Source organism: Myroides sp. N17-2 (genome assembly GCF_002286775.1).
Classification (GTDB): domain Bacteria; phylum Bacteroidota; class Bacteroidia; order Flavobacteriales; family Flavobacteriaceae; genus Flavobacterium.
In genome coordinates this window covers 1-25577 of the sequence record NZ_NSGJ01000020.1, presented here as the reverse complement: position 1 = coordinate 25577, position 25577 = coordinate 1, and the positions used below count along the sequence as shown (strand labels likewise).

Here is a 25577-nt window from a genome sequence, read left to right as displayed (position 1 = left end):
TTTGAATAAAAAATAAGACAACTTAATTTTGAATAATTATCTTTGGTAGTATAATATAAATCGTGGAGTTATGAATAGTATACATTGGCATACGAAGGTATTTGATGAGTTAACAGTGAATGAGTTATATGATATAATGCGTTTGCGTACAGATGTGTTCGTAGTAGAACAGAATTGCCCTTATCCTGAGTTAGATGGCAAGGATAAGAAGTGTCTGCACATCTTTGCGACTAAGCTAGATCAAGTAGTAGCATGCGCACGTATAGTGCCTCCTGGAGTTAGTTATCCTGAGATATCTATTGGTAGAGTCGCTGTACATGCAGATTTTAGAAAAGATGGATACGGACGTGTATTAATGCAACATGCGATAGATAAAATAGCAGAAGAATTCGGAGAACAAGCTATACAGATAGGAGCACAGGGCTACTTGAAGAAGTTCTATGGTTCTTTTGGATTCGAACCGTCATCAGAAGAGTATTTGGAAGATGGTATTCCTCATGTAGATATGATTAGAGAAGCTAAACACTACTGGACAAAATTATAAAAACAAAGGGCAATAGTGGTTAGCTATTGCCCTTTGTTATATAGCTATTATACTTTCTTTAGTTTCCACTTTCCTTGTTTAAACAAGATGAAAGCAAGTATAGCGATTAGAACTTCCGCTGAAGGTATAGCTATAAAAGCTCCTTTAGGTCCTAGATCAAAGTAATATGTCAAGAGGTAAGCAAAAGGTATTTGGAATAACCAAAAACCTACAACGTTGATTATCGTCGGGGTAATCGTATCTCCTGCTCCGTTAAAGGCATTCATTAAGGTCATCCCTGCTCCATAAGCTACGAACCCTATAGCCCCAATATATATCGCCTGAATAGCAACAGCTTTAATGGCAGGATCCGTAGTAAAGAATGAGGCTAGTATCTGCGCCATAGTAAAGAAGATAATCGTAACGATCGCCATATAAAGAACATTGTATTTAAGGGTAGCAATAACAGATTTATATGCTCTGTCAGGATTGTTGTTTCCTAGGTTTTGCCCCACTAGAGTAGAAGCTGCATTACTTAGCCCCCAAGCAGGTAATATAAAGAATACTAATAGACGTAGACAGGTAAGGAAACCAGAAGAGCCTATCTCACCTCCACTCTGTGCTACTATTCTCGCTAGTATCACCCAACTACAAGTAGGGATCATATACTGAACCATCCCTGGTACGGCTATCTTAATGATATTCCACGTCATCTCCCACTGTATCTTAAAGTAGTGAAGTCTAAGTTGTATTAAAGAGTCTTTTTTAGACAGATAGTATAGTTGATAAACCACTCCCATACTTCTACCAATCGCTGTAGAATAAGCAGCTCCCTCTAATCCCATCTCTGGGAATATCCACCAACCTCTAACCATAATAGGGCATAGGATGATGTTGATAATATTACCAAAACCAAGACTCTTCATAGCGATAGCAGCATTACCTGCACCTCTAAAGATTCCGTTGATTAAGAATAATAACATAATAGACACACAGCTTACTAGTAATATTCTGGTATAACCGTATCCATATTCTGCCGATTCTTCTGAGGCTCCCATCCATAGTAACCAGTCTTTAGCAAATATAAAGCCTAAGATACTTAGTATAATGGTGATGATAATGGATAGTGTGATGGCTTGAGCAGCATTCTGTGCGGCTTTTTCTTTATCTTTTTCTCCGATACGCCTAGCGACAATAGCTGTAGCCGCCATACTAATCCCAATACAGATGGCATAGATAATAGAGAGTAGAGACTCTGTCAGACCGACACTCTGTATGGCATACGCACTCTCTTTAAGATGTCCTACAAAGTATAAATCCACTAATGCAAATACAGATTCCATCAGCATCTCAAACATCATAGGGATAGCAAGTAAGAATACAGCTTTATTAATAGACATATTCATCAGATCAAAATTCTCGCTAGAGAATGATTGTTTGATAAGAGCAAGTATAGAGGTTTTTGATGTTTGAGTTGTTGTCGACATGGGTAATGAATTGTCATAAGTAATTTAAGGATTCAAAGATAGTTTTTTTAGGTAGTTATGATTTGCATCTCTCCTTTTTTTATATGAATGGTATTTAAGGGGTAAATATTTTTAAAAGAAATGAATGTTTTAAGTGTTTGTTTATTAGTTATTTAAGTATGAGGTGTGTGAATATTTCTATTACAACTATTTATTTAGTTGTAAAACTAAATAAATAGTTGTTAGTTTGGTGTAACGATTATTAGTGAATATATTCTATTATTAGGATTAAAATGATAATATATCTTTATAAAAGTTTTTGTTTTTGTAGTATATTGGTTATTGTGTTGTAACTGCGAAAACTTTAATTGTTAATAAATATGTGTTGTGAGTAAATAGAAAACCAAATAACTAAAACCATTATAAATTATGATTAAAGTATTGTGTATATCAGCCACCTTATTATGTAGTGCAATTATCGCTAACGCCCAAGAAAAGATAGATGTGATGAGGTATGAATATCAGTTAACTTCTCCTTCTACAAGTGCTACAGGGGATGAAGAGTCACTTCAGAGTAGTACAGAGATTATCTACTTAGATATTAAAGGAACTGAGTCTAGATGTGGTAGTGAAGGAAATCTTAAGCGAGAGGAAACTTTACTAGAATTCTCTACGGGAGCTAAGAAAGACGCAGACTTCAGTGTGCGTATGCAGGCTTTAAGCCAATACAGAAGTAGAGTGAAATGGCTAGTTTATAAGAACGGCTCTCAACTTAATACTTATGGAAACTCAGGGATTGAAGCTTATAATTTGGGAGAAACCAATAATCTAGTGAAGTGGAATATCTCTAATGAGATAGAAGATTATAACGGTATGAAGGTGCAAAAGGCTATTGGAGAACTTAGTGGACGTACCTGGACGGTATGGTTTACACAAGAGATTCCTTTAATAGATGGACCTTATAAGTTTAAGAATCTACCGGGTTTCGTAGTAAAAGCAGAGGACAGTACAGGAGATTATAAATTTGAGTTCCTAAAGAGTGAAAAGGCTACTACTGCATATTGGTTGTCAGGTAGACATGAGAAAGCAATGAATGTAGATAAAAAACAATGGGATAAGATTAGAACTGTCAATGCAAATAAGAGTTTTTCTCAACTAATGAATGAAAGGGGAGGAACAGCTACGTTTAAGATGGTGGATGAAAAGGGAAAGGATATCACAGATGATATGACGAAAAAGAAGATGGGGAAAGAGGATAAACCGATAGAGTTTTATTAATACCTTAAATCCGAGAATAACATTTAAACGAGAATGAATTGTACCAAACAGAGCTAATTGGGGCTATGTAAAGTTGACTTAATTCACAGTAAATGGTAGTTGTAGATTTCAGGTAACAACAATTAAACCACCTTATTAACGATGAAATACTATTTATATATACTTCTTTTGATAAGTGTATCTGTACAAGCACAGGTCGTTATTAAAGGAAAAGTAAGTAATGAACACAAGGCAGGTGTAGCTAATGTGATCGTCTCAGTGCTTAATCTAGAGACTAATGCTGTGATCGCTTATGAGATGTCTGATGATAAAGGAGCATTCCATATACCTGTTAAGACCACACTAACTCAACTTAAGATAAAAGCATCAGCAGTCAACTATAGTGTATTTGAGAAAACGATAGAGAATAAATCTCAGGATGTTCAGGTACAACTAGTGGATGAGTTTACTGAGTTACAAGAGATTTTTGTGAAGGCATCAGCGATTACGCAGCATAATGATACATTAGTATTTGATCTTAGCAAATTTGCCGGAAAGAATGACAGGGTATTAGAGGATGTGATTAAGAAGATGCCTGGTATGGAAGTGAAGAGTAGCGGCGAGATAGAATATCAAGGCAAGCCTCTTAACAAGTTTTATGTAGAGGGAAAAGACCTAATGCAAGGAAGCTACGGCGCCATTACTAAAGCTCTTCCTAATCTGCACGTGAGTAAATTAGAAGTGATAGAGAATCACCAACCTATTAAAATGCTTGAGGGCGTAGTCCCTTCAGAGAGCCCTGCCATAAATATACGATTGAAGAATAAGATCAGTCTGAGTGGAAGTGCTAAGATCGGGATAGGAGCAGATCCTCTATTGTGGAACAGTACGGTATCTCCGATGTTCTTTAGCAAGGGCTTACAATATCTAGTGAGTTATGACACGAATAACTCTGGCGAGGATGTCGTTAATAAGTTTAGGGCATTTGGTAGTATGGGATCTTTTGATGTCTATAACTATAAGAAAAGTACAGGACAGACATTAAGTATGGTGACTACAGCCTTGCCAAGTATAGATAAGTCGAGATATTTATTTAATAAGACACATCTAGGTTCTGCTAACTTCTTGACAAAGTTTACAGATAAGGTAGAGATGAATACAAATATAGTTTATACTAATAATGAGATAGAGCGCACAGGGGAAGAGTCTACTGAAATCAAGAACCTTGACGCTAATGGGAATCCAACGAATATAATCCAATATAGCAGAAAGAATAACAGTATGTACTTCACCGAATCGTTTAATTCGAAGTTTACGATTACGAAGAATACAAAAGATAACTATCTGAAAGATTATGTGACGTTTAATATTAGTAGAGATAAACAACGTGGTTTGTTGTTGCAGAATAATGACCCAATACAACAAAGTGTGCTGTCTCCAACTTTTACATTGCAGAACTCGCTGAGTACATTAATACCTGTAGGAAAGAACAAGTTTGCCAACTTTAAGTCTATGATTGACTTTACCCGTGATAAGCAAGACTATGATGTAAGAAGTAATGGCAATGTTAACTTTCCTAATACAGACTTAAAACAGTATGATGTATTAAGTCAGTCTTTTGTAGATAATACTTTCTACACGCAGAATGCGGTCTCACTATCGTGGAAGTATAGAAAGTGGACATTCACAGAAGAGTATAGCTTATTGTATGAGAATAAGCGTTTTGAAACAGATTTGTATGGGCAAACTAATCAGACTACTTGGCTTGGTAAGGAGTATCAGAATGATCTAACATATAATCAGTTCACTAATCGTTTAAACTCAAGCGCTAGCTTTAAAGGGACGTCGTGGGATATGACCTTTAGCCTACCGGTGGTATGGAATAGTATTAGACTAGATGATAATATCTTGGATACTAAAGACACGAAGAATGCTGTAGACTTTTTGCCTTCTGTCTACTTGGCTTATAAAGCGAGTAATATGTGGACATTTAGAGGAGGAAGTAATATCTCTAAAAGTTATACTAATATAAGTCAGTTGTACAGTCAGTATATATTCAGTGGTTTAAACTTTACAGCAAACAAAGGAAAGATAGAAGACTCAAGAACAGTCAGTACAAATGCGAGGTTTGAGTTTAAGAATCCTTTCAATGGTTTATTTATGAATGGAAATGCTTTTCATAATTATACGAAGAAAAAAACAATGTTATCACAGACCATAGATGAGAATGGTCAGGGTGTAATAGAACTGATTGATAGAGATAATACGTTTACGGTACAGATGATGAACTTAAACTTCGGTAAGTTCTTTAGTGAGTATAGTTCTAATCTAAAGGGGAGTTTTTCTTTAAATAAGAATAAGTCAGAGATATTGCTTAATCAATCTTTAAGAGACGTCACTACTTATAATTATATATATGGAATACAGGTAACTAATAATTACTTTGACTGGATGAACTTTACGTATGACTTCACGTATACAGAAGATGAACGCAAAGATATCAAGCAATCTACTTATTCGTATGGCAACTCACATAATGTACGTATAGATTTGATCCCTTTTAAATCACATAGCTTTGTTTGGAAGTTAGACTATCAGGAGAATGTATTTAGCCAACAGAAGTTCACTAATAGATTTATGGATGTGATGTACCGCTTTAAGTGGAATAAGAAGAAGATAGACTTTGACTTCGAGTGGAAGAATATACTAAATACTAGAGAGTATGAGCAAGTAGTGATTAATAGCATACAGACTTCTACGACTCAGTTTAAACTTAGACCGTCACAGTTCTTGTTTTCTGTGCGATTTAATTTTTAATCAATATAAAACCTCCTATTCACTAATGAGTAGGAGGTTTACTTTTATAGACTCTTATATAATATAGTCTTGTTTACTTACTAAAGTTCTTTTGTGAAATGACTGAATAAATAATCTATATTAAAGTATTTAATCTTGCGAAGCCTTAATGGTCTTAACGGATATGCGAACGTCAATAGGTGCAAATTCTTAGGAACAAAATTCTGTTTGAGCGCTAGCGAGTTCATTTTGTTACAGAATTAGTACCTTAATTGACCGCTTAGGAGTTACAGCCTTGATTTTTTTTGTTACTTTTTTTAATCAAGTAAAAAAAGTAAATAATCAACCGCGTAGCGAAAACCTAATACATAAAGAATGTTTTAACCCAGAATCAGCATTAGCCAAATACTACAAAGAAATTCTACTTCATACCTCTTTCACTTCTTCTAAAACCATACTATTGTATGCTTTTTTCATAAGTTTAGAGTTATCTTGTATAATTACTTTTCGTTTATATGTCTATCGCTGATTCTGGGTTTAACTAGGCAGATTAATGAGTAAGTAAAAATATAAAACCTCCTATTCACTAATGAGTAGGAGGTTTACTTTTATAGACTTTTATATAATAGAGTCTTGTTTTACTTACTAAAGTTCTCTAAGTCCCTTACGTTCTTTTGCACACTCACTGCTGCGAATAGAGAAAGTAAATAAGAGATTGCATAGAATCCTTTTTCACTTAATAGCATTTCGGCATTGATTAGTCCGATAATCAATAAGGTAACACTTGCTAATGTACCTATCCATCCGATAGTATAAAATATAGGTGTCACAGGAACTCCCTCTATCTTATCACGTACACTTTTTTGTAATGCTACTACAGCGAATAGACCAAATAATAGAAGTGTAAAATAGAATCCTTTTTCACTTAATAGTATCTCTGCATTCCATAATCCAATAAGAAATGTTGTAACTCCTATTCCTAGTGCTAACCACGCTACTGATACGTAAATAGCCGAAGGCTTAAATCTGTCTAAGTTTTGGTTATTAGACTGCAAGTGCGGTTTGTTTGTATTATCAGATTGTACTTTATTCGTAACCTCTGTTTCTTTTTCTTCTAACATAGTTTTTGTATTTTAAAGTAAATATATGTAAAATATTAACACATGTTGTTTTGATAGTATTTTTATGCGGAAAAGTTTTTGATGTAATTTAGCATAATATTGATGTGAGAGATTTAAAAACGATTTTCACAGACTGTTTTTAGTAGATAGTGTTACTAGCTTTTTTATCTTTGCCACTATGTTAGAGATTCTTTACCAAGACGAATATATTGTAGCCATTAATAAACCACGTGACTTATTAGTGCACAAATCTTTTATAGCAAGTGATATTCAGGAGTATGCCATTCAGATCTTAAGAGATCAAATAGGGCAGTATGTCTATCCGGTACATCGCTTAGATAGAAAGACTTCAGGGGTATTGTTATTTGCTCTTGATAAGGAAGTTTTAAAAGTACTAAATGATGACTTTGCCACTCGCAGTGTAGAGAAGAAGTATATCGCTATCGTAAGAGGATATACCATAGAAGAGGAAACAATAGACTACGCCTTGACAAATGACAATGGGCAAGTACAAGAAGCAAAGACTTATTATAAAACCCTACAACAAGTAGAAGTAGATATGCCTTTTGGCAATCACTTGACTTCGCGTTACTCACTAGTAGAGGCGCATCCTGAGACAGGACGTCAACACCAACTGCGCAAACACTTTAAACATATCTTTCATCCGATATTAGGTAGCCGCCCACATGGCTGTAATAAGCAGAATAAGCTATGGTTAGATACACATGGATTAGGAGCAATGTTATTGCACGCTCTTGAACTAAAGTTCACACACCCTATTACTAAAGAAATAATAGAACTTAGAGCGACTATCGATGATCAGTATCGCAAGTATAATGCTGTATTAGGATTCGACCTAGAACAGTATTATTAGGTTTACAGTTATCAGTTAACGGTTCACAGTTTGTACCTAGCGTGTGAGGAATGCATGGTGATAGTTTAAGTTAATTGGTTTGTAGAGGCGTCAATACTTTGTGTCTCACCCAATCCTTTTTCATAAAGTAGTAATATTTAATCAGGTAGTTCAAAGTCAGGAGGTTTTTCAGCGAGATATAATCCATCACACCATAACAAAAAAACAACATCACAACATCACAAAAAAACAACCAAAATCACTCATACCTCAGTGCTTCCACAGGGTCTAACTTAGCTGCCTTCACAGCAGGATATAAACCTGAAATAATAGCCACAATAAATGTAGTAGTGAATGCCGCTATAATAGCAGTCCACGGAATAGTAAAGTTAAAATGCATAACCTGTGCTAAGGCATAAGCGGTTAGAATTCCTAGCATTGTACCTAGTAATCCTCCTAATTGACCAATGATAATAGTCTCTGTAAAGAATTGAACAGCGATAGTCTTTCTCTTGGCACCTAGTGCTTTTCGCACTCCTATTTCTCTCGTTCTCTCGGTTACAGATACTAGCATAATATTCATTAAGGCTATAGAAGATCCGAGTACTGTAATTAGCCCGATTACCCAAGCTGCTACATTTAGCATATTGACCTGCGTCATCATAGAGCGTATTAGATCATCACTGCGTTCTATCCCAAAGTTGGAATGATGTGCAGGAGTAAGTCTTCTTATGTTTCTAAAGTCTAGTGTAGCTTGATCTACTGCTTGATTAAGTAGGTTGTCTTGCATTAACCCTACTTTTATATCATAGTTTACATTAGCAGCATTAAATATAGAACGGGCGATTTGGATAGGAATAAAGATTCGTTGATCTTCATTCTTACCGAATGTACTCCCTTGTTCTTTTAGCATTCCTATAATCTTGAATTTATATCCTCTGATAGAAATCGTTTGGTTAACAGGAGATTGATTCTTAAACATTTTTTTAGAGAAATCAGATCCCACTACACAGACGAAGTGATCATTGACAATATCAGTATAACTAAAGTTACGCCCTTGCTGTACTAATAATCCACTATTTGCTAAGTAGTTCTCATCACAGCCGATGATAGGCACTTCTGGATCTGTCTTCATATAATCATTCTTTACCTCTATATTATTAGCGGCATTAAATGAGATAGATACACTAGTCAAAGGGAAAGAATACTCTTTTTTAAACTCCTGTGCTTGTGCGTAAGTGATAACAGGATTGACCTGCTGCACAGATTTATTCTTTGCCATTCTACCTGATACATCATACTGTAATATCGTGAATGTATTGGCTCCCATAGAGGCGAAGTCATTTAGTATAGTGTTGCGCAGTGCAGAGACTACAGCTAATATCCCCACTAATGCCCAAATACCGATAGCGATGATAAACACTGTGATACAAGTACGTAGGATCTGACTCCTGATACTTGTAAGGGCGATTCTCATATTTTCGATACTGAGTTTAAACATAATGGCACGTAAATTACTGATATAGTAAAAATACACAAAAAAGTTTAAAATACTTCCTTGTCTGTAATTCTTAAATTATGTCACAAATCCTTCTTTTAGGCTATAGTTTGAATAGGTTGATTTTAAAAAAAGTAGTAATTTTGTGTATTAATAATACATAAAAATTAAACAGAGATGGCAAAGAAACCTGGAATACCAAAAGGTACAAGAGACTTTTCTCCAACAGAAGTAGCAAGAAGACAATACATCATGCAAACTATCCGACATGGATTTGAGAAATTTGGTTTCCATCCCATCGAGACTCCTTCTTTTGAGAACCTTGATACGCTATTAGGTAAGTATGGTGAAGAAGGTGATCGCTTAATTTTTAAGATATTAAACTCAGGTGATTATTTGAGTAAAGTAGATGACGCTGCGTTAGAGAGTAAGAATAGTCTTAAACTAACTAACCAAATCTCTGAGAAAGCATTGCGTTATGACTTGACTGTTCCTTTCGCTCGTTACGTAGTAATGCACCAAAATGAGTTAGACTTCCCTTTTAAACGTTACCAAATGCAACCTGTATGGCGTGCTGACCGCCCTCAAAAAGGGAGATATAGAGAGTTCTATCAGTGTGACGCTGACGTGATCGGATCTACATCATTATGGCAAGAAGTGGAGTTCGTGACGTTATACGATAGAGTATTTACAGCGTTGGGAGTACACGGAGTAACAATTAAATTAAACAATAGAAAGATATTAGCAGGTATCGCTGAGGTGATCGATGCAAGTGATAAACTAATCGACTTCACTGTCGCTCTTGATAAACTAGATAAAATCGGTGAAGAAGGAGTGAGAAAAGAGATGACTGAAAAGGGTATCTCTGAAGAGGCTATCGATAAAGTAAAAGCATTATTTAACTTCACAGGTACATTCGAAGAGAAACTAGATAAACTACGCATTATGTTAGCTTCATCAGAAGTAGGACTTAAAGGTGTGGAAGAGTTAGCATTCGTAGGAAAAGAAGTAGCGCTTATCGGGCTACAGACAGCGAAGCTAAACCTAGATGTAACTTTAGCTCGTGGGCTTAACTATTACACAGGAGCGATATTCGAGATCGGAGCACCTGAGACAGTACAGCTTGGTTCTATCGGTGGAGGTGGTCGTTATGATGACCTTACAGGTATCTTCGGATTAAAAGATATGAGCGGAGTAGGTATCTCATTCGGATTAGATCGTATCTATCTAGTGATGGAAGAGCTTAACTTGTTCCCTGAGACAGTGAGTACATCTTCTAAAGCGATGTTCCTTAATATGGGTGAAGAAGAAATGAGCTACGGAATGCAAGCAGTAATGAAACTTAGAGATGCAGGTATCCGTACAGAAATATACCCTGATAAAGCGAAAGTAGGTAAGCAATTCCAATTCGCTGATAAGAAAGCAATTCCATTTGCTGTATTAGTAGGATCACAAGAAATGGCTGATCAGAAATATACACTAAAGGATTTAGCTTCAGGTGAACAGGCTGTATTATCGCTAGAAGAGCTAATAGAGAAACTAAAATAAAGAAGCATTAAGCTTGATTAATATAAGGTATGTGAGTAACTTCACATACCTTTTTTTATATCTATGAAGAAGAAACTAAGAACATTAACGGTTAATGAAACCGTATACTTATATAGTACAGGTGCCACTTATTTGTCAGAGACGGAAGAGAGTATCTTCACGATGCGCATTTTTATAGATAAGAAGAGTAAGTATGCGTTGCTAGTTCACTTTAGGACGTTAGATGATTATTATGTTGGTAATCCATTAAATCACGGAGCTTTACTTTATAATAAAATGCTTCAGAAAGAGATAGTGGTCAATTTAAATCGCCCTCTGTTTATTCGTCAGGCGTTAGATTATGGATTAAGTCAAGGGTGGAATCCCGAGAATGCTTCACTAACATTAGATGGCCTGCAACTATTAGTAGAATTGGGGTATGATATACAGAAGTTACTACTACAAAATAAGGTATAGGTACGTTGTATTTCGTTTTTTTGAATAAGGTGACATTACTCAGCTTTTAGTCCTTGTAATTTCGTAATTTTAAACTTTATTAAAGAAAAGTATAAAACAAACTAAAATAGATATGGCAAGTAAAAAATTAGGCAACAACCCAAAGATGATGATGTTTAGATTATTATTCGAAACTAAACCATCCATAGATTTGCAAGCAGTATTAACAGAATTGCACAAGGTGTTTCCTAATGTGACATTAGCTGAAGAGGCAAATGTGTTTACTTTTCCTGACTGTGAAGTAGAGTTTGAAGAAGGAATTGTACCTGCGCAGTGTGTGGTTATGCACGCTGAAGATGATAGTATCAAAAAGATAGACGGCAAGTATACAGAGCAGAATTGGCATTGGGAAGAAGGTGCAGATGCATTAGCGAAGTGTAACTATGAGATATTAGTGACAGACTTTTTAAGTCGTAGCCTTGAGCCACGAGTGAGAATCGTCTTGATGCAACAGATGTTATTTGCAATGGCAAAGGTGTCTAAACCAACCGTTATCGTTTCAGAGCATGGAGAGAAGTTAATCAATCCGGAAGTGTTTATGGCTGACTGTTTAGATCCTAACTATGTTGGTCTTGATTTAATGATTAACGTGCGTTTATATAATGTGGAGGAACCGGAACACGGAAGTTTATTGATGGATACAGTAGGGCTTCACGCTTTAGGTGTCTCAGATTTCCAATTCTTCTATGATGATGAAGCTATTCTTAATGATGTAGCAAGTCGCCTATGGGACTACGCTTACTATCTAATGGAGGCAGGAGATGTAATAGAAGATGGACATACGATAGAAGGACTAGAAGCAGGAAGCAAATGGCTATGTCAAAAACAGTTTGCGAGTTCACAGCCACGCCGTACTGTGATTAATCTGAAAGTAGATTAAGGAGTACACTTACATTTATACAACCTTAGATCAGCAACTACCATTTACTACGAATAAGTTCTACTTTACATAGCTTTAATTAATTCTTAAACCACACTAGAGTGTGCTTTAATCACTAATCTTGCTCTGTTTTGTATTATTTATTCTCGTTTAAACGTTATTTGCGGATTTAAGGTCTACAATTAAACGAAGAGAAGTAATAGCTAATATAGTTGTTACTTCTCTTTTTTTTGTAGATAAGTAATGAAAAACGTCTTGTTTTTAATTGTATTTTTGCTTCTCGAAGTAGAAATAAAAAAGTAAGGAGGTATGCAAGTGATTAGTGATGATTTTCAAAGTTTTATAGATAATTATTCCCCGTCTGATAGTGAGTGGATCGCTGTGGAATGGAACGGAAAGTACGGTGGTAAGTTTAAAGATGACAATTACCTGTTTAGAATACAAATAGCAGAGTTAGTTTGCGAACAGTTAGATACAGTTGATTTGGTGTTGTTAAGAGAGTTATTTATCAACTTGGGAATGGTTACTAAACTAAACTTTTCGGTCTATAACAAGTTTCATTTATTAGCAGAAACTTTATTAGAACGTGGAGGGACAGAATACTTATATGATTATCTATGTGCGGCTCATATCTCATTTGATACATTCTTAAGTACAGCAAGAATAAATTTAAGTACAGAACGATTAGAAGAATTGATTGTTTACTTCGATTATCTAAAGGAAACAGAGTTAGATACTGAGGTACAGAAGATGTTATCAGAACACATGCGCAATCGTTTAGAAGAGTTAAAAAACAAAGCATAAATATGAAAAAAGCGTTAGCTATATTGTTCCTTTTAATAGGATTTAAGGGGGTTAGTCAAGAGAGCACTATCGCTCCAACTACTGTAATGAAGATTGAGTCTTTAATGTCTTTGTTTGAGAATGAAGATAGAGAGGGAATTGCTAAGCGTGTGGTTTATCCTTTAAAGAGAGAATACCCAATACCTGAGATTACTACAGAGTTCGAATTTGTGAGTCGCTTTGAACAGTTATTTATACCTGAGTTTTCTGCTAAGATAGCGCACTCTGTTATCGCAGAATATAGCCCAATGAGGTGGAGAGGAATTATGTTTGATCTTGGAAGAATGTGGCTGACAGAGGATGGAGATATTTTCCGCATTAATGATCAGACAGAAGCAGAGAAAGATCTAAGAAATTCGCTAATTCAAGCGGATAAAAAAAGAATACACCGCAGTGTAAATAAGTTCTTAGCTCCGTATGCTGTTATAAAAGTAGGTCAAGATATCTGGCGTGTAGATAGAAAAAACAAAGACGTGATGCGTCTAGTGATTTGGATTGATGGTAAAACGATGGCAGAAGCACCTGATCAAGTATTAGAGGGAACTGAAGATATACAAGGGACAATGGCTAATAGAGTGCTTGAGTTTAAAGATAGAAAGACACAAGAGACTATTACTATCTTAATGGATAATCCTGAATCTACTGTACGTCATGAGGTGGTTATCATCATTAAGGACAGTGAAGGTAAGGAAAGAAATCTAACTGGATTATCTGATAATTAGTAGCTGTAAAATTTAAATAAGAGTAATCACAAAAGGGCTGTAACGTATGCGTTACAGCCCTTTTGTGGTTATAGTTGCTATCTGATTTTCAATGATTAGATATTGATAGCATCGTGGGTACATAGTGACTCCATTAAAACAGTCCTTTTAATGGAGTCACTATGGACTCATTATGGAGTCACTATGGACTCACCCAAAACAAGATACAAAACAAGATACAAAAAAAGACAGATTACCTATTGATTGAGATAATCTGTCTTTTTTTTGATTATTTGTTTACCTCAAATCTGCAAATAACGTTTAAACGAGAATGAATTATACAAAACAGAGCAAGATTAGCGATAAGAACACACTGTAGTGTGGTTTTAGAGCAAAGTGAAGCTATGTGAAGTAGAATTTATACGCAGTAAATGGTAGTTGCAGATTTACGGTTTTAGTATTATTCTAAAATCTGATGCCTTAATTTTTGATACTTTGTTTATAATCAAAGTATAATGCAAATTTAAGAAAATAAATATACCTTACATAGAGGGTGTAGTATTTAGTTGAGATTGTTTTGGTTTCTCATTAAAGATATGAAGTGATAATGTAGATCAATAGTCCTACTAGACCTCCTACGATAGTTCCGTTGATACGGATGTACTGTAAGTCTTTACCTACCTCTAGTTCTAGCTTGTCGCTTAGCTCCTGACCATCCCAACTATCTACAGTGTTGCGGATTAGTTGCCCTACTTCTTTGGTATTTTTAAGCGCTACTTTATAAATGGTATGCTGTATCCACTTGTTTATTTTAGCTTTGTTCTCTTCGTTGTTTTCTAGATCATCTGCTACACGAGCGATGCTCTTAGTGATATAGGTGCGCAGAGTAGACCGTTTATCTTCAAGCTGTGCAAGTAAACTTGTTTTGGTAGATTGCCACAGGTCAGACATATACATATTGATCTTCTCATCTGTGATAAATTGATTTAGTATTTCGTCAAACTTTGCTTTCCACGATGGAGAAGCCTCTATATCTACCGCTAACATTTCTAAGCGAAGTGTAATCTCCTTTCTGATTTTGTGATTCGGATCGCGAGCGATATCTTCTAAGAAAGTGTTGATACCATTTATTAATTGATTCGTCACTGCTTTACCACCGATAAGTCCTAGTATAGGCTTTTTCTCTACCACATTATCATAGATTTCCTGACGGTGTTCTTCTACATAGATTTGCGCTTTAGGCAGGATGATATCAAGCAGTTTATTGTGTTCATTTTGGTCGATAGCATAGGATACTCCTTTAGAAACGAAGCTCTGTATATTAATAGCTGCGATACCATCTTTCGCTTTTGCCATCATTAGATTGACAATAGTTTTGTCCTCTAGTTCTGTTAATATTCTCTTGGTTAGAGTAGCTAGTTCATTTTCTAATATCGTTTGGTTAGCAGGTTTGTTTAACCAAGAAGAAATCATATTCGCTAAGTCTACTTTCTCTACATAAGGGCGGATATTCTCAGAAGTCAAGAAGTTATCTGTCACGAAGTCGCCGAGGTTATCACCTATTTTATTTTTGCTATTAACGATAAGGTTTGTGTGCGGGATAGACATACCCATCGGATGTCTAAATAAAGCAGTCACTGCAAACCAATCCGCCAAAGCCCCTACCATAGCTGCCTCTGAGAACGCTTTGACATATCCCATCCAAGCTGCAGGAGTATGTCTGATGGCATAGACCATAATAATATAGACTAGTGCCATTAGGATAAATAGACCTGTAGCGATGCGTTTATGTTGTTGTAATTGTTTTTTCTTTTCGGTCATAGCAATGTGTGCTTAGGTGTTTAAAGATAATTGGCTATTTGTTTATTTCTTTACTTTTTTGGCTTGACCCCAAAAAGTAACAAAAAAGGTCAAGGCTCTAACTACAAAGCGGTCAATTACGGTTCAAATTCTGAAACTAGACAAACTCGCTATCGCTCAAACACTGTCTAGTTTTGCATAATTTGCACCTATTGACACTCGCTTTTACGTTAAGGCCGTTAAGGCTTCGCAAGAGTAATTGTGTTTATAAGTTAACTTAAGTAAGCATTTTAGAAGATATAGTGTTTGTTAATAGCTAATATAATGAAAAAAGAGAGCTTAAAAGCTCTCTTTTATAGTAAAAGTCATTAATTCGTGTGTTTTCGGATGTTTGAAAGTGATGCTTTCAGCGTGTAGATATAGTCTATCTGCCTTCGTACCGTATAGGTCATCACCAACGATAGGTGTGTTTAACCCATTAGGATGTGAGGCGTGCATACGCAACTGATGGGTACGCCCTGTAATAGGGTAGAAGTACACTTTCGTTTTGCCATCTTTGCGTTCGATTACTTCATAGCGTGTCTTCGCATATTTACCATATTCATAGCAAACCATTTGTCTCGGTCTGTCGTCAAAGTCTATTCGTAACGGTAGTTCGATTATCCCTTCATCTTCTGTAATAATCCCATCTAGCACAGCTACATATCGCTTCTCAAGTGTTTTTTTGATAAACTGACTTTGTATTACTTTATGGGAATCCTTGTCTTTAGCAATAATCAATATACCTGATGTAGGCATATCTAATCGGTGTACGATTAGGGGGCCTGTCGCATCAGGATAGCGCAATCTCATACGCTCATATACAGAGTCAAAAATATAGATACCTGGCACAGATAAGAAATCCTCAGGTTTATTTACGATAGCGAAGTACTCATCTTCATAGACTACATCGATAGGTCTGTTAAGTGCGGGATTAACTAACAGAGGATTATCCTCTACCTCTAGCCCCTCTAACATATGCCCTAAGATAGGTTCACACTTACCACGACAAGAAGGGTAGAAATGCTGGTGCTTGCGTATCTCAGACTTCGGAGATTCACCCCACCAAAATTCCCCTAATGCAAGAGGCATATATCCGTGTTCATACGCATACTGTATCAACTTAGGAGCTGCACAATCTCCTGCTGCCGCTGGTGGCTGCTGTACTACAGTCTTGGCAAATATGTCTAGTAAACTCTGTTGTTCACCTTTATAGTTTAGGAATTTGTAAGAAGCAAATAGCTTGTGTTGTAAGCCATTTGACTTGTTCTTGCGTTCTTCCTTTAGTGTATTTAATTCTTGTTCTACGCTATCAGTGATGGCTTTAGTAGTACTCACTTGCTCTTGCCAATATTCTGTCAATACACGGAGCTCATATTTATCTCTTAAGCTCTGTCTGACTAAGTCGTCATTAAGCAGTTTAAATTCTTCTTCTGACAAGAGAGGTTCTTGTGCCTTGCGGATAGCCTTGCGTTCGTTCTTAAGTGTTTTGTGTTCAGCTTTTCTCTGTTCTATCGCTTGCTTTTCATCTGCTAGTTGTTGTTTCAGTAGCGTTTTAGCGGAGGTATAGGTAGGATCAGACTCTAGAAGTTCTATTCTAGCATTGATCGTATTAATAGCGGTTACTTCCTCTCCCTCTTTAGCAAAGAAACCATCTTCATTCCACAGGTCGCATATTAAAGGAACATAGCCTTCTAAGTCAGTATGACTGCCTAACTTCCCTGAGAAAGCAGCTAAATATCCTAGTTCTCCCTCTGCATTCTTTACGATTAATACTCCGAACATCTTCCCTGTAGGCAGACAGTCTGCGTGTGCTGTATCAAATAAAGGAGCGATAAGCGGGTGAGAGCTTAACTCCTGCTGTAGCTCCTCTACTGCTATGACAGTCAGTGGGTGTGGTTCGTAATAAAAAGGGAAAGTAAACTTAGTTGGCAGTTCGATAGACTGCACATCTGTAGAGAACTTTCTGAAGATCGCTTTAGGCTGAGACATTTATTCTGAATATTTAAAGCGCAAAATTAAGGATAAATGAGAGATGGAGGAGGGGAATGTTTTAAAATTCTCTAAAGCCTACCAAAAGTTCACTATATATTTTGGGATCAAGAAGAGGGAGTAGTTGAAGTATTTGTTCTTTTTTGTTTAAGATAGATAGTTTTAAAGGTTTAGTCATATTAGGGTTGTTTTTTATTTCTTTTAAGAGAATTCTATCTTGACTATTATCATTTGCTAGTTTTTCTAAAATACAAATTGGTGTTTTAGTATTGTTAGCTATTGCTTTGAGAGTATAAGAATAGTTGTCTTGAGCTAATTTTTCTAATAATTTTTGTGATATACTTTGATTACTTGCAACGGCCACTCTTACAACCTCGGTTTTATCATCAGCGAGTTTATTTAATATAGAAAGTGGTGTGCTACTATTTTTACCAATAGAAATACGTACCAAGTAAATGTCATCATGAGAAAGCTTCTCTATCAACGTAAGCGGAAGATTTGGATTTAATGCCAATGATTCTCTAATCATGATGCTTACATCGTCTGTACCTGTAGATGTGTTAAAAATACTTATCAATATGGGAATAGGAGTGTTTGGATTGCTAGCTACATTTCCTCTAACAGCAGAATAAGTGTTAAAATCTAATTGTACTGTTGTTGTGTCTTGTGCTAGTTGTTCTAAAAGGTTAATAGGAAGTTTAGGGTGACCTGCAACGTTGTATCTGACATCTGCATTTTCATCAATAGCCAATCGTTCAAGAATATCTACAGGTGTGTTTTTGTTAATAGCAATTTCAGCACGTACTTCACTAATAGAATCATTAGCTAGATGACGTAATAGTGTAATAGATGTATTTTCGTTTTCTGCAATAGACATTCTCGTAGTATAGTCTTTTGCTAAGGCTAATTTTTCAAATAAGTTTTCAGGTAGTTTTGTATTTAGAGCTATTATACGAACGTAACGATCATCTGATTGTAAAAGTGAATGCATTTCCTGTAATATAGCAGGTGTAACATTTGGGCTATTGATTATGTTACCTTTTATATTACCTTCTTTGATATTGATAAGTGTAGAATCTTTTGAATACTCTTCTATTACTTGAGCAGGAGTATCTTTGTCAGAGAGGATCATTTCTATTAGATCAATCTTTTCATTCATTTCTAATGTATTGAATAGATTAACAATAGCTTCTCTGTTTTGATCAAGTTGTTCCTCTTGTTCTTTGTTTTTACAAGAAAGAGTACTAAATAATATTATTAGTATAAAAAGTTTCTTCATAGGGTGGTTTATAAGTGTACTAAGTTAGCTGATTAAATTTGTCATTAAGGTTACTAGTTTGATTTGTATAAGATTATGATTGTGTTTTTTTTTATCTTTAGTTATTAATAATAGAAGTAATAATCTGATACAAGAGGGATCTGATGTTGTAGGAATAGACTGCATAGAAAGGGTTAGAAGAAATATTGTACAATTTGAATTAGCATAATATGGGATTAGATATGCGCCCTATGGGTAAGGCAAAGCCTGGTTTTGAGCAAAGGTATTATGAGATTATGGATCTTGTAAGTGATATCGATAATGGAAAAAAACAAGAGCTTAGTATTTGGGATAAACTAAAGGGAAAGAAAGCTCCTAATAGAGAGGAACTATTGACAGAATGGTTCGCTAATCTTATACCTACTTATGAGACGATTAAAGCTCCTATGGTAGGACGAGATGAACAGGCTAATCAGTGGTTGAGTTCAAGATATGAAGTATTAGATGAAAAATCTATGTCTTATGAGGAATTTGAGAAAGAACATGAAGGGTATTATGTTATAGATTTAGCAGAAGAGCTAGATGGAGTACCGTTATATTGTTCTTTTGGACAAGATGAAAATGTATTAAGAGGGCAGTTTTTAAATGACTGTTTATCTATCATAGATGAAGATTTGGTTTATGATGCATGGGAAACGAAGAGAGCTGATGCAACTTTAGACTATGGCAATAGACTAATGGAAGTAGCTGATAAACTAGCTCAAGAACATAATCTAGGATATCTAAAGACACAGAGAGAAATACCTGATGTGGACGAGGATACTATGGAAGCTAAACTTCATATCCTCTATGCAGTTGCAAAGTGGTTAATATTTTATGGTAAGAATGGTCATGGGTATGAAGCAGATTTTTAGTGTATAAAAACCTTATTTACGACTCTCAATAGGGGGTGTTTAGCTATTGGGAATCTTTTATAACCCGGAGAAAGCATAGTATTTTCAAAAAAAGTATGTTTTGTTGCTTTTGCTTTTTGTGACTTAACGAGTTATATAGTATCTTTGGCGACTCAAAGTATTAAAATAATACCGATATGTTCGATAATTTAAGTGATAAATTAGATAAAGCCTTTCATATCCTTAAGGGACACGGCAAGATTACAGAAGTCAATGTAGCAGATACTCTAAAAGAGGTTCGTAGAGCTTTATTAGATGCCGACGTTAACTTTAAGATTGCTAAAGATTTTACTAATATAGTAAAAGAAAAAGCCTTAGGAGAAGAAGTACTTACTACGTTACAACCAGGACAATTGATGATCAAGATCGTTAAAGACGAGTTGACTCAATTAATGGGTGGTGAGGCTGCAGGTATTAACTTATCTGGTAATCCTTCGGTTATTTTAATGTCAGGTTTGCAAGGATCAGGGAAAACAACGTTCTCTGGTAAATTAGCAAACTTCTTAAAGACAAAGAAAAATAAGAAGCCTTTATTGGTGGCGTGTGACGTTTATCGTCCAGCAGCTATTAATCAGCTACATGTAGTAGGTGATCAATTAGGTATAGAAGTATATTCAGAAGAAGGGAATAACAATCCTGTACTGATCGCGGAGAACGCAGTTAAACATGCTAAAGCAAATGGATTTAACGTAGTAATCGTCGATACGGCTGGTCGTCTAGCTGTAGATGAAGAGATGATGACAGAGATCGCTAATATCCATAAAGCTATTGCTCCACATGAGACCTTATTCGTAGTGGACTCTATGACTGGACAAGATGCAGTAAATACAGCAAAAGCATTTAATGATAGATTAAACTTCGACGGAGTTATCCTTACTAAGTTAGACGGGGATACACGTGGAGGGGCTGCTATCTCTATTAAATCAGTAGTAAATAAACCGATTAAGTTTATCGGTACTGGTGAGAAGATGGATGCAATCGATGTGTTCTATCCAGATCGTATGGCTGACCGTATCTTAGGGATGGGAGACGTAATCTCGTTAGTAGAGCGTGCACAAGCTCAATATGACGAAGAGGAAGCTCGTAAGATCCAAAAGAAAATCGCGAAGAATGAGTTTGGTTTTGATGACTTCTTAACTCAAATCCAACAAGTTAAAAACATGGGTAGCATGAAAGACTTGATGGGGATGATACCAGGAGTAGGAAAAGCAATGAAAGATGTAGAGATCGAAGACGATGCGTTTAAACACATCGAAGCGATTATCCACTCGATGACTCCTGCTGAGCGTTCTAAGCCTGCGATTATAGATGTGAAACGCAAAACGCGTATCGCTAAAGGTTCGGGTACGGATATTCAACAAGTTAATCAATTGCTTAAGCAGTTCGATCAAATGAGCAAAATGATGAAGATGATGCAAGGAGCTAAAGGAAAGAATTTGATGAGAATGATGGGGCAAATGAAAGGAATGCAATAAGACACAAGAGAAGGTTTAAGGTTCGTTATGAGGTTTAAACCTTCTTTATTTATACAACACACACATATTATTATTTAATGCAACTACTAGACGGAAAAAAGGTATCGGAAGATATCAAAGAAGAGATCGCTGTTGAGGTTCAACAGATGAAGGCTCGTGGAGAGAAAGTACCTCACTTAGCAGCAGTTATTGTTGGAAGTAATGGAGCAAGTTTAACTTACGTAGGAAGTAAAGTTAAGTCTTGCGAGAAAGTAGGTTTTGAATCTACCTTAGTTTCTTTACCAGAAGACACTACAGAAGAAGAACTTTTGGCTAAAGTAAAAGAGTTGAATGAGAACCCAGCTATTGATGGATATATTGTTCAGTTACCTCTTCCTAAACACATCGATGAGCAAAAGATCTTATTAGCTATCGATGCGGATAAAGATGTAGATGGATTTCACCCGACTAACTTTGGTCGTATGGCGTTAGAGATGGAAACCTTCTTACCAGCTACTCCTTATGGTATCATGGAATTATTTGAGCGTTATAAAGTAGAAACAGCAGGTAAGAACGTGGTCGTTATAGGTCGCTCTCACATCGTGGGACGTCCGATGAGTATCTTGTTAAGTCGCAAAGGATATCCTGGTGATGCTACTGTAACTCTTACTCATAGTCGCACGAAGAATATTGCTGAGATTACTCGTGAAGCAGATATCATTATCTCTGCACTAGGAGTACCTTACTTCTTAAAAGGAGATATGGTGAAGGATGGTGTAACGGTAGTAGATGTCGGTATCACTCGTGTACCAGATGCTTCTAATCCGAAAGGATATGTTATCGCTGGAGATGTTGACTTCGAAGAGGTTAGTAAGAAAGCTGCTTTTATCACTCCTGTACCTGGTGGTGTAGGACCAATGACTATAGCAATGTTATTAAAGAACACTTTATTAGCTAGATCAAGAAGAGCTAAGAAGGGAGAATAAAAAGACTGTTTTATTTATATATGAAGAGAGGTGAGGTATCATCTCTCTTTTTTATTTTGTAGTGATCGTTTCTACTGTTATATTGTGATTTTTCTTTTTGTTATATTGTGGATGTATTGTGTGACACGGAACAGAGTGTAAGGAAAACATCTTGTAGATGTTTTTAAGAAGTAATTTTATAGAAGTAGTTATATTATGATAAAGAAAGTAATTATTGTTTTTTGTTTTTTAGCGGGTATAAGTGTAAGTGCCCAAGAGCTAACAGTGAGACCTCCTCATCCAGGTCGAAGTATATCAAAACTACTAATAGAAGCTCCATCTGAGGTAAAAGAGGAGAATAAACTGAATTTACAAGAGTATGTAGAACGTTTATATCAATTAAGTAGTGCTTGGTATAATGATGGGGCTTTACCAATTATTAAGTCAGGAGAGTATCTTGTGATTATCGTGAGTAATGAAGGCAAGTATAGTACTGAACCTAGTTATTCGAAAGATTTAGCAACTATCAAAAGAGACGACGTCAAATCTATAGAGTATAAGAATGGACCTAGTATAACAGCATTATATGGCGCTAGAGGAGGTCTTTTTGGGATAGTATTTGTCACATTGAAATAACTATATGAGTCATCTTGTTAGATGGCTTTTTTTTGTGATATACTTTTGTAATTATTGTTTGATTTCTATTATTGTAGCTATGTTTTAGTAACTACTTTTATAATCAATTTAAATGTACTTGTTTCTTTTATAGGAAACTAGGATATTTGTAAAACATTGTAATAATAAAGTTTAGGTCAGATGAAAACATATAGTTTAGATGAACTTACAGATTTATATATCGGTAAGGAAGGAACGGTCGAACGTGATGAATTTGAGAATGAGTTGCGATTAGACCTACTTGGGCAAACAATAAAACAAGCTAGACAAGAGCGTAATCTAACACAAGAAGAGTTAGGTCAATTAGTAGGGGTTAAGAAAGCACAGATATCGAAGATAGAAAATAGCACAACAGATGCTAGATTAACCACAATATTAAAAGTGTTTAAAGCATTAGATCTAAAGGTTAGTTTTAGTGTTGAACCTTATAATGAGATTTCTTTGTAGTAAGGCAGTTATGTAATAAATAGTCATCTTTTTAGATGGCTTTTTTTGTATCTAATAAATCGTATTTTTACTCAAAAGATTATGTATGCGAAGTCAAGATATAAAGTGGTCAGCCTTAGTGCCAGAGTTGGTGGTGTCAGATATTACAGCAAGCTTACAGTTTTGGTGTAAATTAATTGGTTTTGAGGTGATGTATGATCGTCCGGAGGAGAAATTCGCTTACTTAGGATTAGGCGAAGCACAGATAATGTTAGAACAGTATAATCCAAATGACAGAGAGTGGGAGACTGCAACAATGGAAAGGCCTTATGGTAGAGGGATAAACTTTCAGATAGAAGTAGGCTCTGTAGAAGAGATATTAGAAAGATTAGCCAAAGCAGAGTATAAAGTATTTATTTCTTTAGAAGAGCGTTGGTATAGAGTAGCTCCAGAAGTAGAGTTTGGACAAAAGCAGTTCTTAGTACAAGATCCTGATGGGTATTTAGTGAGATTAATAGAGAATCTAGGTGAACGTAAAATAGCGGAATAGAGGTGTTAATTAGATGAACTTAAGAGTGTATTTTAGCCATTAATAAAACGAATAAAACATGAAAACAAGAGAGGAGTTACAACGTGAGTGGAGCTTAAAAGGAGCGAAATACGCTAAGGATATTAATGAAATGGTAGCTTTCGGTAATGAACACGGATGGGATAACTGGGAAGGTGAGGAAGCTGTGGATACTAGAGGTAAGATAGGAGAAGCAGTTATTAAGCTACTAAGAGAAGCTAATGCGAATGGTACTGTCGCTGCTTTTAGAGAAGAGTTTGCTCCTGCACATAGTCCATTGGCGGAAATGTTAGATGACAAGGGAGGATATATAGGAGATATCTGTTCTATCTCAGATGATGTAGTTGCTTTTATGCAAGGGACTTCATATGAAGATAGGCAGGCTTATTTAGCGAAGGGAACAGAGTTGACTAGCTTAGATAAAGAGATTAGAAGTATCGGGCAGTCTATGCGTAATAATGTCTATGCAATAGCGTATACCGATAAGATAGTAACTCGCCAAGGATGGGAGGGAGAAATAATAGCCGAGTTTGCATTAGATGTATTAAAGGATACTGGCATTACAAGACTTATACCATTTAATGATGGGCAGAAAATACTGTTTATTTCTTCTGAAGGAATTTATTTATTAAGTAAAGAGCAAGAGAAATTACTTCATCCTTTAAATGAAGATAATGATGAAGATTTCGATACAAGTATTGATATGGAGAATGCTACTTTATCTTATGATAATAAATCTATCGTAGTAGGTGATCAAGGTAGAGACCATGCTGTGTTAAATAGTGAAGGAGAAAAAATAGGTGTGATAGGTGCGCAATCATCTTATCCACATTATTGTCTATTCTCTAGTGATGATAAACAACTATTGAGTAATACATGTCATTTCTACAATGGTGCTTCTATAGGTGTGGAAACAGCCAAATTAAATGGAATAAATATTCCTGCATGGGAAGAGCATGAGGACGCAATAACACTAGACGAAGGTATGCGTGTATATGCTGGTGTTGCTTTAGAGGATTATTATATTCTAGGTGATGCTTATGGGTATATAAGAGCTATTCGTACAGAAGGAGGGGAATTATGGCAACATTATTTGGGTTCTACTATTAGTGGAATGACCTTGTCAGAAGATAATAAAACACTATATGTAGGAACTCACGCTGGAATATTACATAAGTTGACATTAAATAAGAAGGTTAGAGATACACATACTATCGGAAATGCTGATATCTATGAGGACTTCCGTTTGTTAGTTTGGAAGAATGAGGAGAAGGCATTAGTGTGGTAATCACGATTAATATAAAAAAAAGCTACTTTGATAGATGTTAAGGTAGCTTTTTTTTATACTAAATCATTGTTGTCCGATAAAAAAAAAGAAGCCAGCAAGCTGACTTCTAAAAAGTTATCGTAGTTTAGTCTTGCAAAACAATAAACACGATGAGTAAAAGTACATATTTTTCTAGTAA

General features: G+C 35.7%; 22 protein-coding genes. 16 read left to right on the top strand and 6 right to left on the bottom strand.

Annotated features, from left to right (window positions below; all coding sequences use genetic code 11):
* The first annotated feature begins 70 nt into the window (after window positions 1-70).
* Window positions 71-544 carry a GNAT family N-acetyltransferase gene (locus CF599_RS09895; protein ID WP_121965872.1) on the top strand — a complete coding sequence of 158 codons (474 nt, stop codon included), beginning with the start codon at window positions 71-73 and terminating at the stop codon, window positions 542-544.
* Between the two features lie 47 nt (window positions 545-591).
* Here the strand turns inward: CF599_RS09895 and CF599_RS09890 are convergent, their stop codons facing one another.
* Window positions 592-2010, bottom strand: a complete 1419-nt coding sequence (locus CF599_RS09890) for an MATE family efflux transporter (protein WP_121965871.1) — start codon at window positions 2008-2010, stop codon at window positions 592-594.
* Between the two features lie 408 nt (window positions 2011-2418).
* Between CF599_RS09890 and CF599_RS09885 the strand changes: the two genes are divergently transcribed.
* Complete coding sequence (locus CF599_RS09885) at window positions 2419-3267, top strand: GLPGLI family protein (RefSeq protein WP_121965870.1); 849 nt, start codon at window positions 2419-2421, stop codon at window positions 3265-3267.
* A gap of 141 nt (window positions 3268-3408) precedes the next feature.
* Entirely contained in the window at window positions 3409-6063 is a 2655-nt protein-coding gene (locus CF599_RS09880; protein WP_121965869.1) for a TonB-dependent receptor, read from the top strand.
* Window positions 6064-6680: 617 nt separating this feature from the next.
* On the opposite strand, the gene yiaA is transcribed toward CF599_RS09880, so the two are convergent.
* On the bottom strand, window positions 6681-7163 hold the full coding sequence (yiaA, locus tag CF599_RS09870) for an inner membrane protein YiaA (protein ID WP_121965868.1): 483 nt from the start codon (window positions 7161-7163) through the stop codon (window positions 6681-6683).
* Window positions 7164-7341: 178 nt separating this feature from the next.
* On the opposite strand from yiaA, the gene CF599_RS09865 reads away from it, so the two are divergent.
* The gene (locus CF599_RS09865; protein WP_121965867.1) at window positions 7342-8037 is read left to right on the top strand and encodes a pseudouridine synthase; all 696 of its coding nucleotides are present in this window, start codon (window positions 7342-7344) and stop codon (window positions 8035-8037) included.
* Between the two features lie 238 nt (window positions 8038-8275).
* Here the strand turns inward: CF599_RS09865 and CF599_RS09860 are convergent, their stop codons facing one another.
* Complete coding sequence (locus CF599_RS09860) at window positions 8276-9493, bottom strand: ABC transporter permease (RefSeq protein WP_121965921.1); 1218 nt, start codon at window positions 9491-9493, stop codon at window positions 8276-8278.
* A 198-nt stretch (window positions 9494-9691) separates the two neighbouring features.
* Here CF599_RS09860 and hisS point away from each other — a divergent pair, with 198 nt between their 5' ends.
* From hisS to CF599_RS09835, 5 genes are all read left to right on the top strand, one after another.
* Window positions 9692-11062 (top strand): histidine--tRNA ligase, encoded by a 1371-nt coding sequence (gene hisS / locus CF599_RS09855; RefSeq protein ID WP_121965866.1) that lies wholly within the window; start codon window positions 9692-9694, stop codon window positions 11060-11062.
* 63 nt (window positions 11063-11125) lie between these two features.
* Window positions 11126-11518, top strand: coding sequence for a hypothetical protein (locus tag CF599_RS09850; RefSeq protein WP_254050275.1), 393 nt, complete (start codon window positions 11126-11128; stop codon window positions 11516-11518).
* Window positions 11519-11630: 112 nt separating this feature from the next.
* Entirely contained in the window at window positions 11631-12437 is an 807-nt protein-coding gene (locus CF599_RS09845) for a DUF4261 domain-containing protein (RefSeq protein WP_121965864.1), read from the top strand.
* A 309-nt stretch (window positions 12438-12746) separates the two neighbouring features.
* Entirely contained in the window at window positions 12747-13241 is a 495-nt protein-coding gene (locus CF599_RS09840; protein ID WP_121965863.1) for a hypothetical protein, read from the top strand.
* 2 nt (window positions 13242-13243) lie between these two features.
* Complete coding sequence (locus CF599_RS09835; RefSeq protein WP_121965862.1) at window positions 13244-14002, top strand: hypothetical protein; 759 nt, start codon at window positions 13244-13246, stop codon at window positions 14000-14002.
* 567 nt (window positions 14003-14569) lie between these two features.
* Here CF599_RS09835 and CF599_RS09830 read toward each other — a convergent pair.
* The 3 genes from CF599_RS09830 to CF599_RS09820 form a co-directional block, all read right to left on the bottom strand.
* Window positions 14570-15802 (bottom strand): DUF445 domain-containing protein, encoded by a 1233-nt coding sequence (locus CF599_RS09830; RefSeq protein WP_121965861.1) that lies wholly within the window; start codon window positions 15800-15802, stop codon window positions 14570-14572.
* A 318-nt stretch (window positions 15803-16120) separates the two neighbouring features.
* On the bottom strand, window positions 16121-17812 hold the full coding sequence (locus tag CF599_RS09825) for an RluA family pseudouridine synthase (protein ID WP_121965860.1): 1692 nt from the start codon (window positions 17810-17812) through the stop codon (window positions 16121-16123).
* 61 nt (window positions 17813-17873) lie between these two features.
* The gene (locus tag CF599_RS09820; protein WP_121965859.1) at window positions 17874-19091 is read right to left on the bottom strand and encodes a HEAT repeat domain-containing protein; all 1218 of its coding nucleotides are present in this window, start codon (window positions 19089-19091) and stop codon (window positions 17874-17876) included.
* Between the two features lie 209 nt (window positions 19092-19300).
* On the opposite strand from CF599_RS09820, the gene CF599_RS09815 reads away from it, so the two are divergent.
* From CF599_RS09815 to CF599_RS09785, 7 genes are all read left to right on the top strand, one after another.
* Window positions 19301-19984 carry a hypothetical protein gene (locus CF599_RS09815; RefSeq protein ID WP_216821873.1) on the top strand — a complete coding sequence of 228 codons (684 nt, stop codon included), beginning with the start codon at window positions 19301-19303 and terminating at the stop codon, window positions 19982-19984.
* Window positions 19985-20160: 176 nt separating this feature from the next.
* Entirely contained in the window at window positions 20161-21498 is a 1338-nt protein-coding gene (gene ffh / locus CF599_RS09810; protein WP_121965858.1) for a signal recognition particle protein, read from the top strand.
* A 77-nt stretch (window positions 21499-21575) separates the two neighbouring features.
* On the top strand, window positions 21576-22463 hold the full coding sequence (locus tag CF599_RS09805; protein WP_121965857.1) for a bifunctional 5,10-methylenetetrahydrofolate dehydrogenase/5,10-methenyltetrahydrofolate cyclohydrolase: 888 nt from the start codon (window positions 21576-21578) through the stop codon (window positions 22461-22463).
* 195 nt (window positions 22464-22658) lie between these two features.
* Window positions 22659-23078 carry a hypothetical protein gene (locus CF599_RS09800; protein ID WP_121965856.1) on the top strand — a complete coding sequence of 140 codons (420 nt, stop codon included), beginning with the start codon at window positions 22659-22661 and terminating at the stop codon, window positions 23076-23078.
* 180 nt (window positions 23079-23258) lie between these two features.
* Window positions 23259-23564, top strand: a complete 306-nt coding sequence (locus tag CF599_RS09795) for a helix-turn-helix domain-containing protein (protein ID WP_121965855.1) — start codon at window positions 23259-23261, stop codon at window positions 23562-23564.
* A gap of 85 nt (window positions 23565-23649) precedes the next feature.
* A complete protein-coding gene (locus CF599_RS09790) occupies window positions 23650-24093 on the top strand; it encodes a VOC family protein (protein WP_121965854.1) in 444 nt (147 codons plus the stop codon).
* Window positions 24094-24151: 58 nt separating this feature from the next.
* Complete coding sequence (locus CF599_RS09785; protein ID WP_121965853.1) at window positions 24152-25399, top strand: hypothetical protein; 1248 nt, start codon at window positions 24152-24154, stop codon at window positions 25397-25399.
* The last annotated feature ends 178 nt before the right edge of the window (window positions 25400-25577 follow it).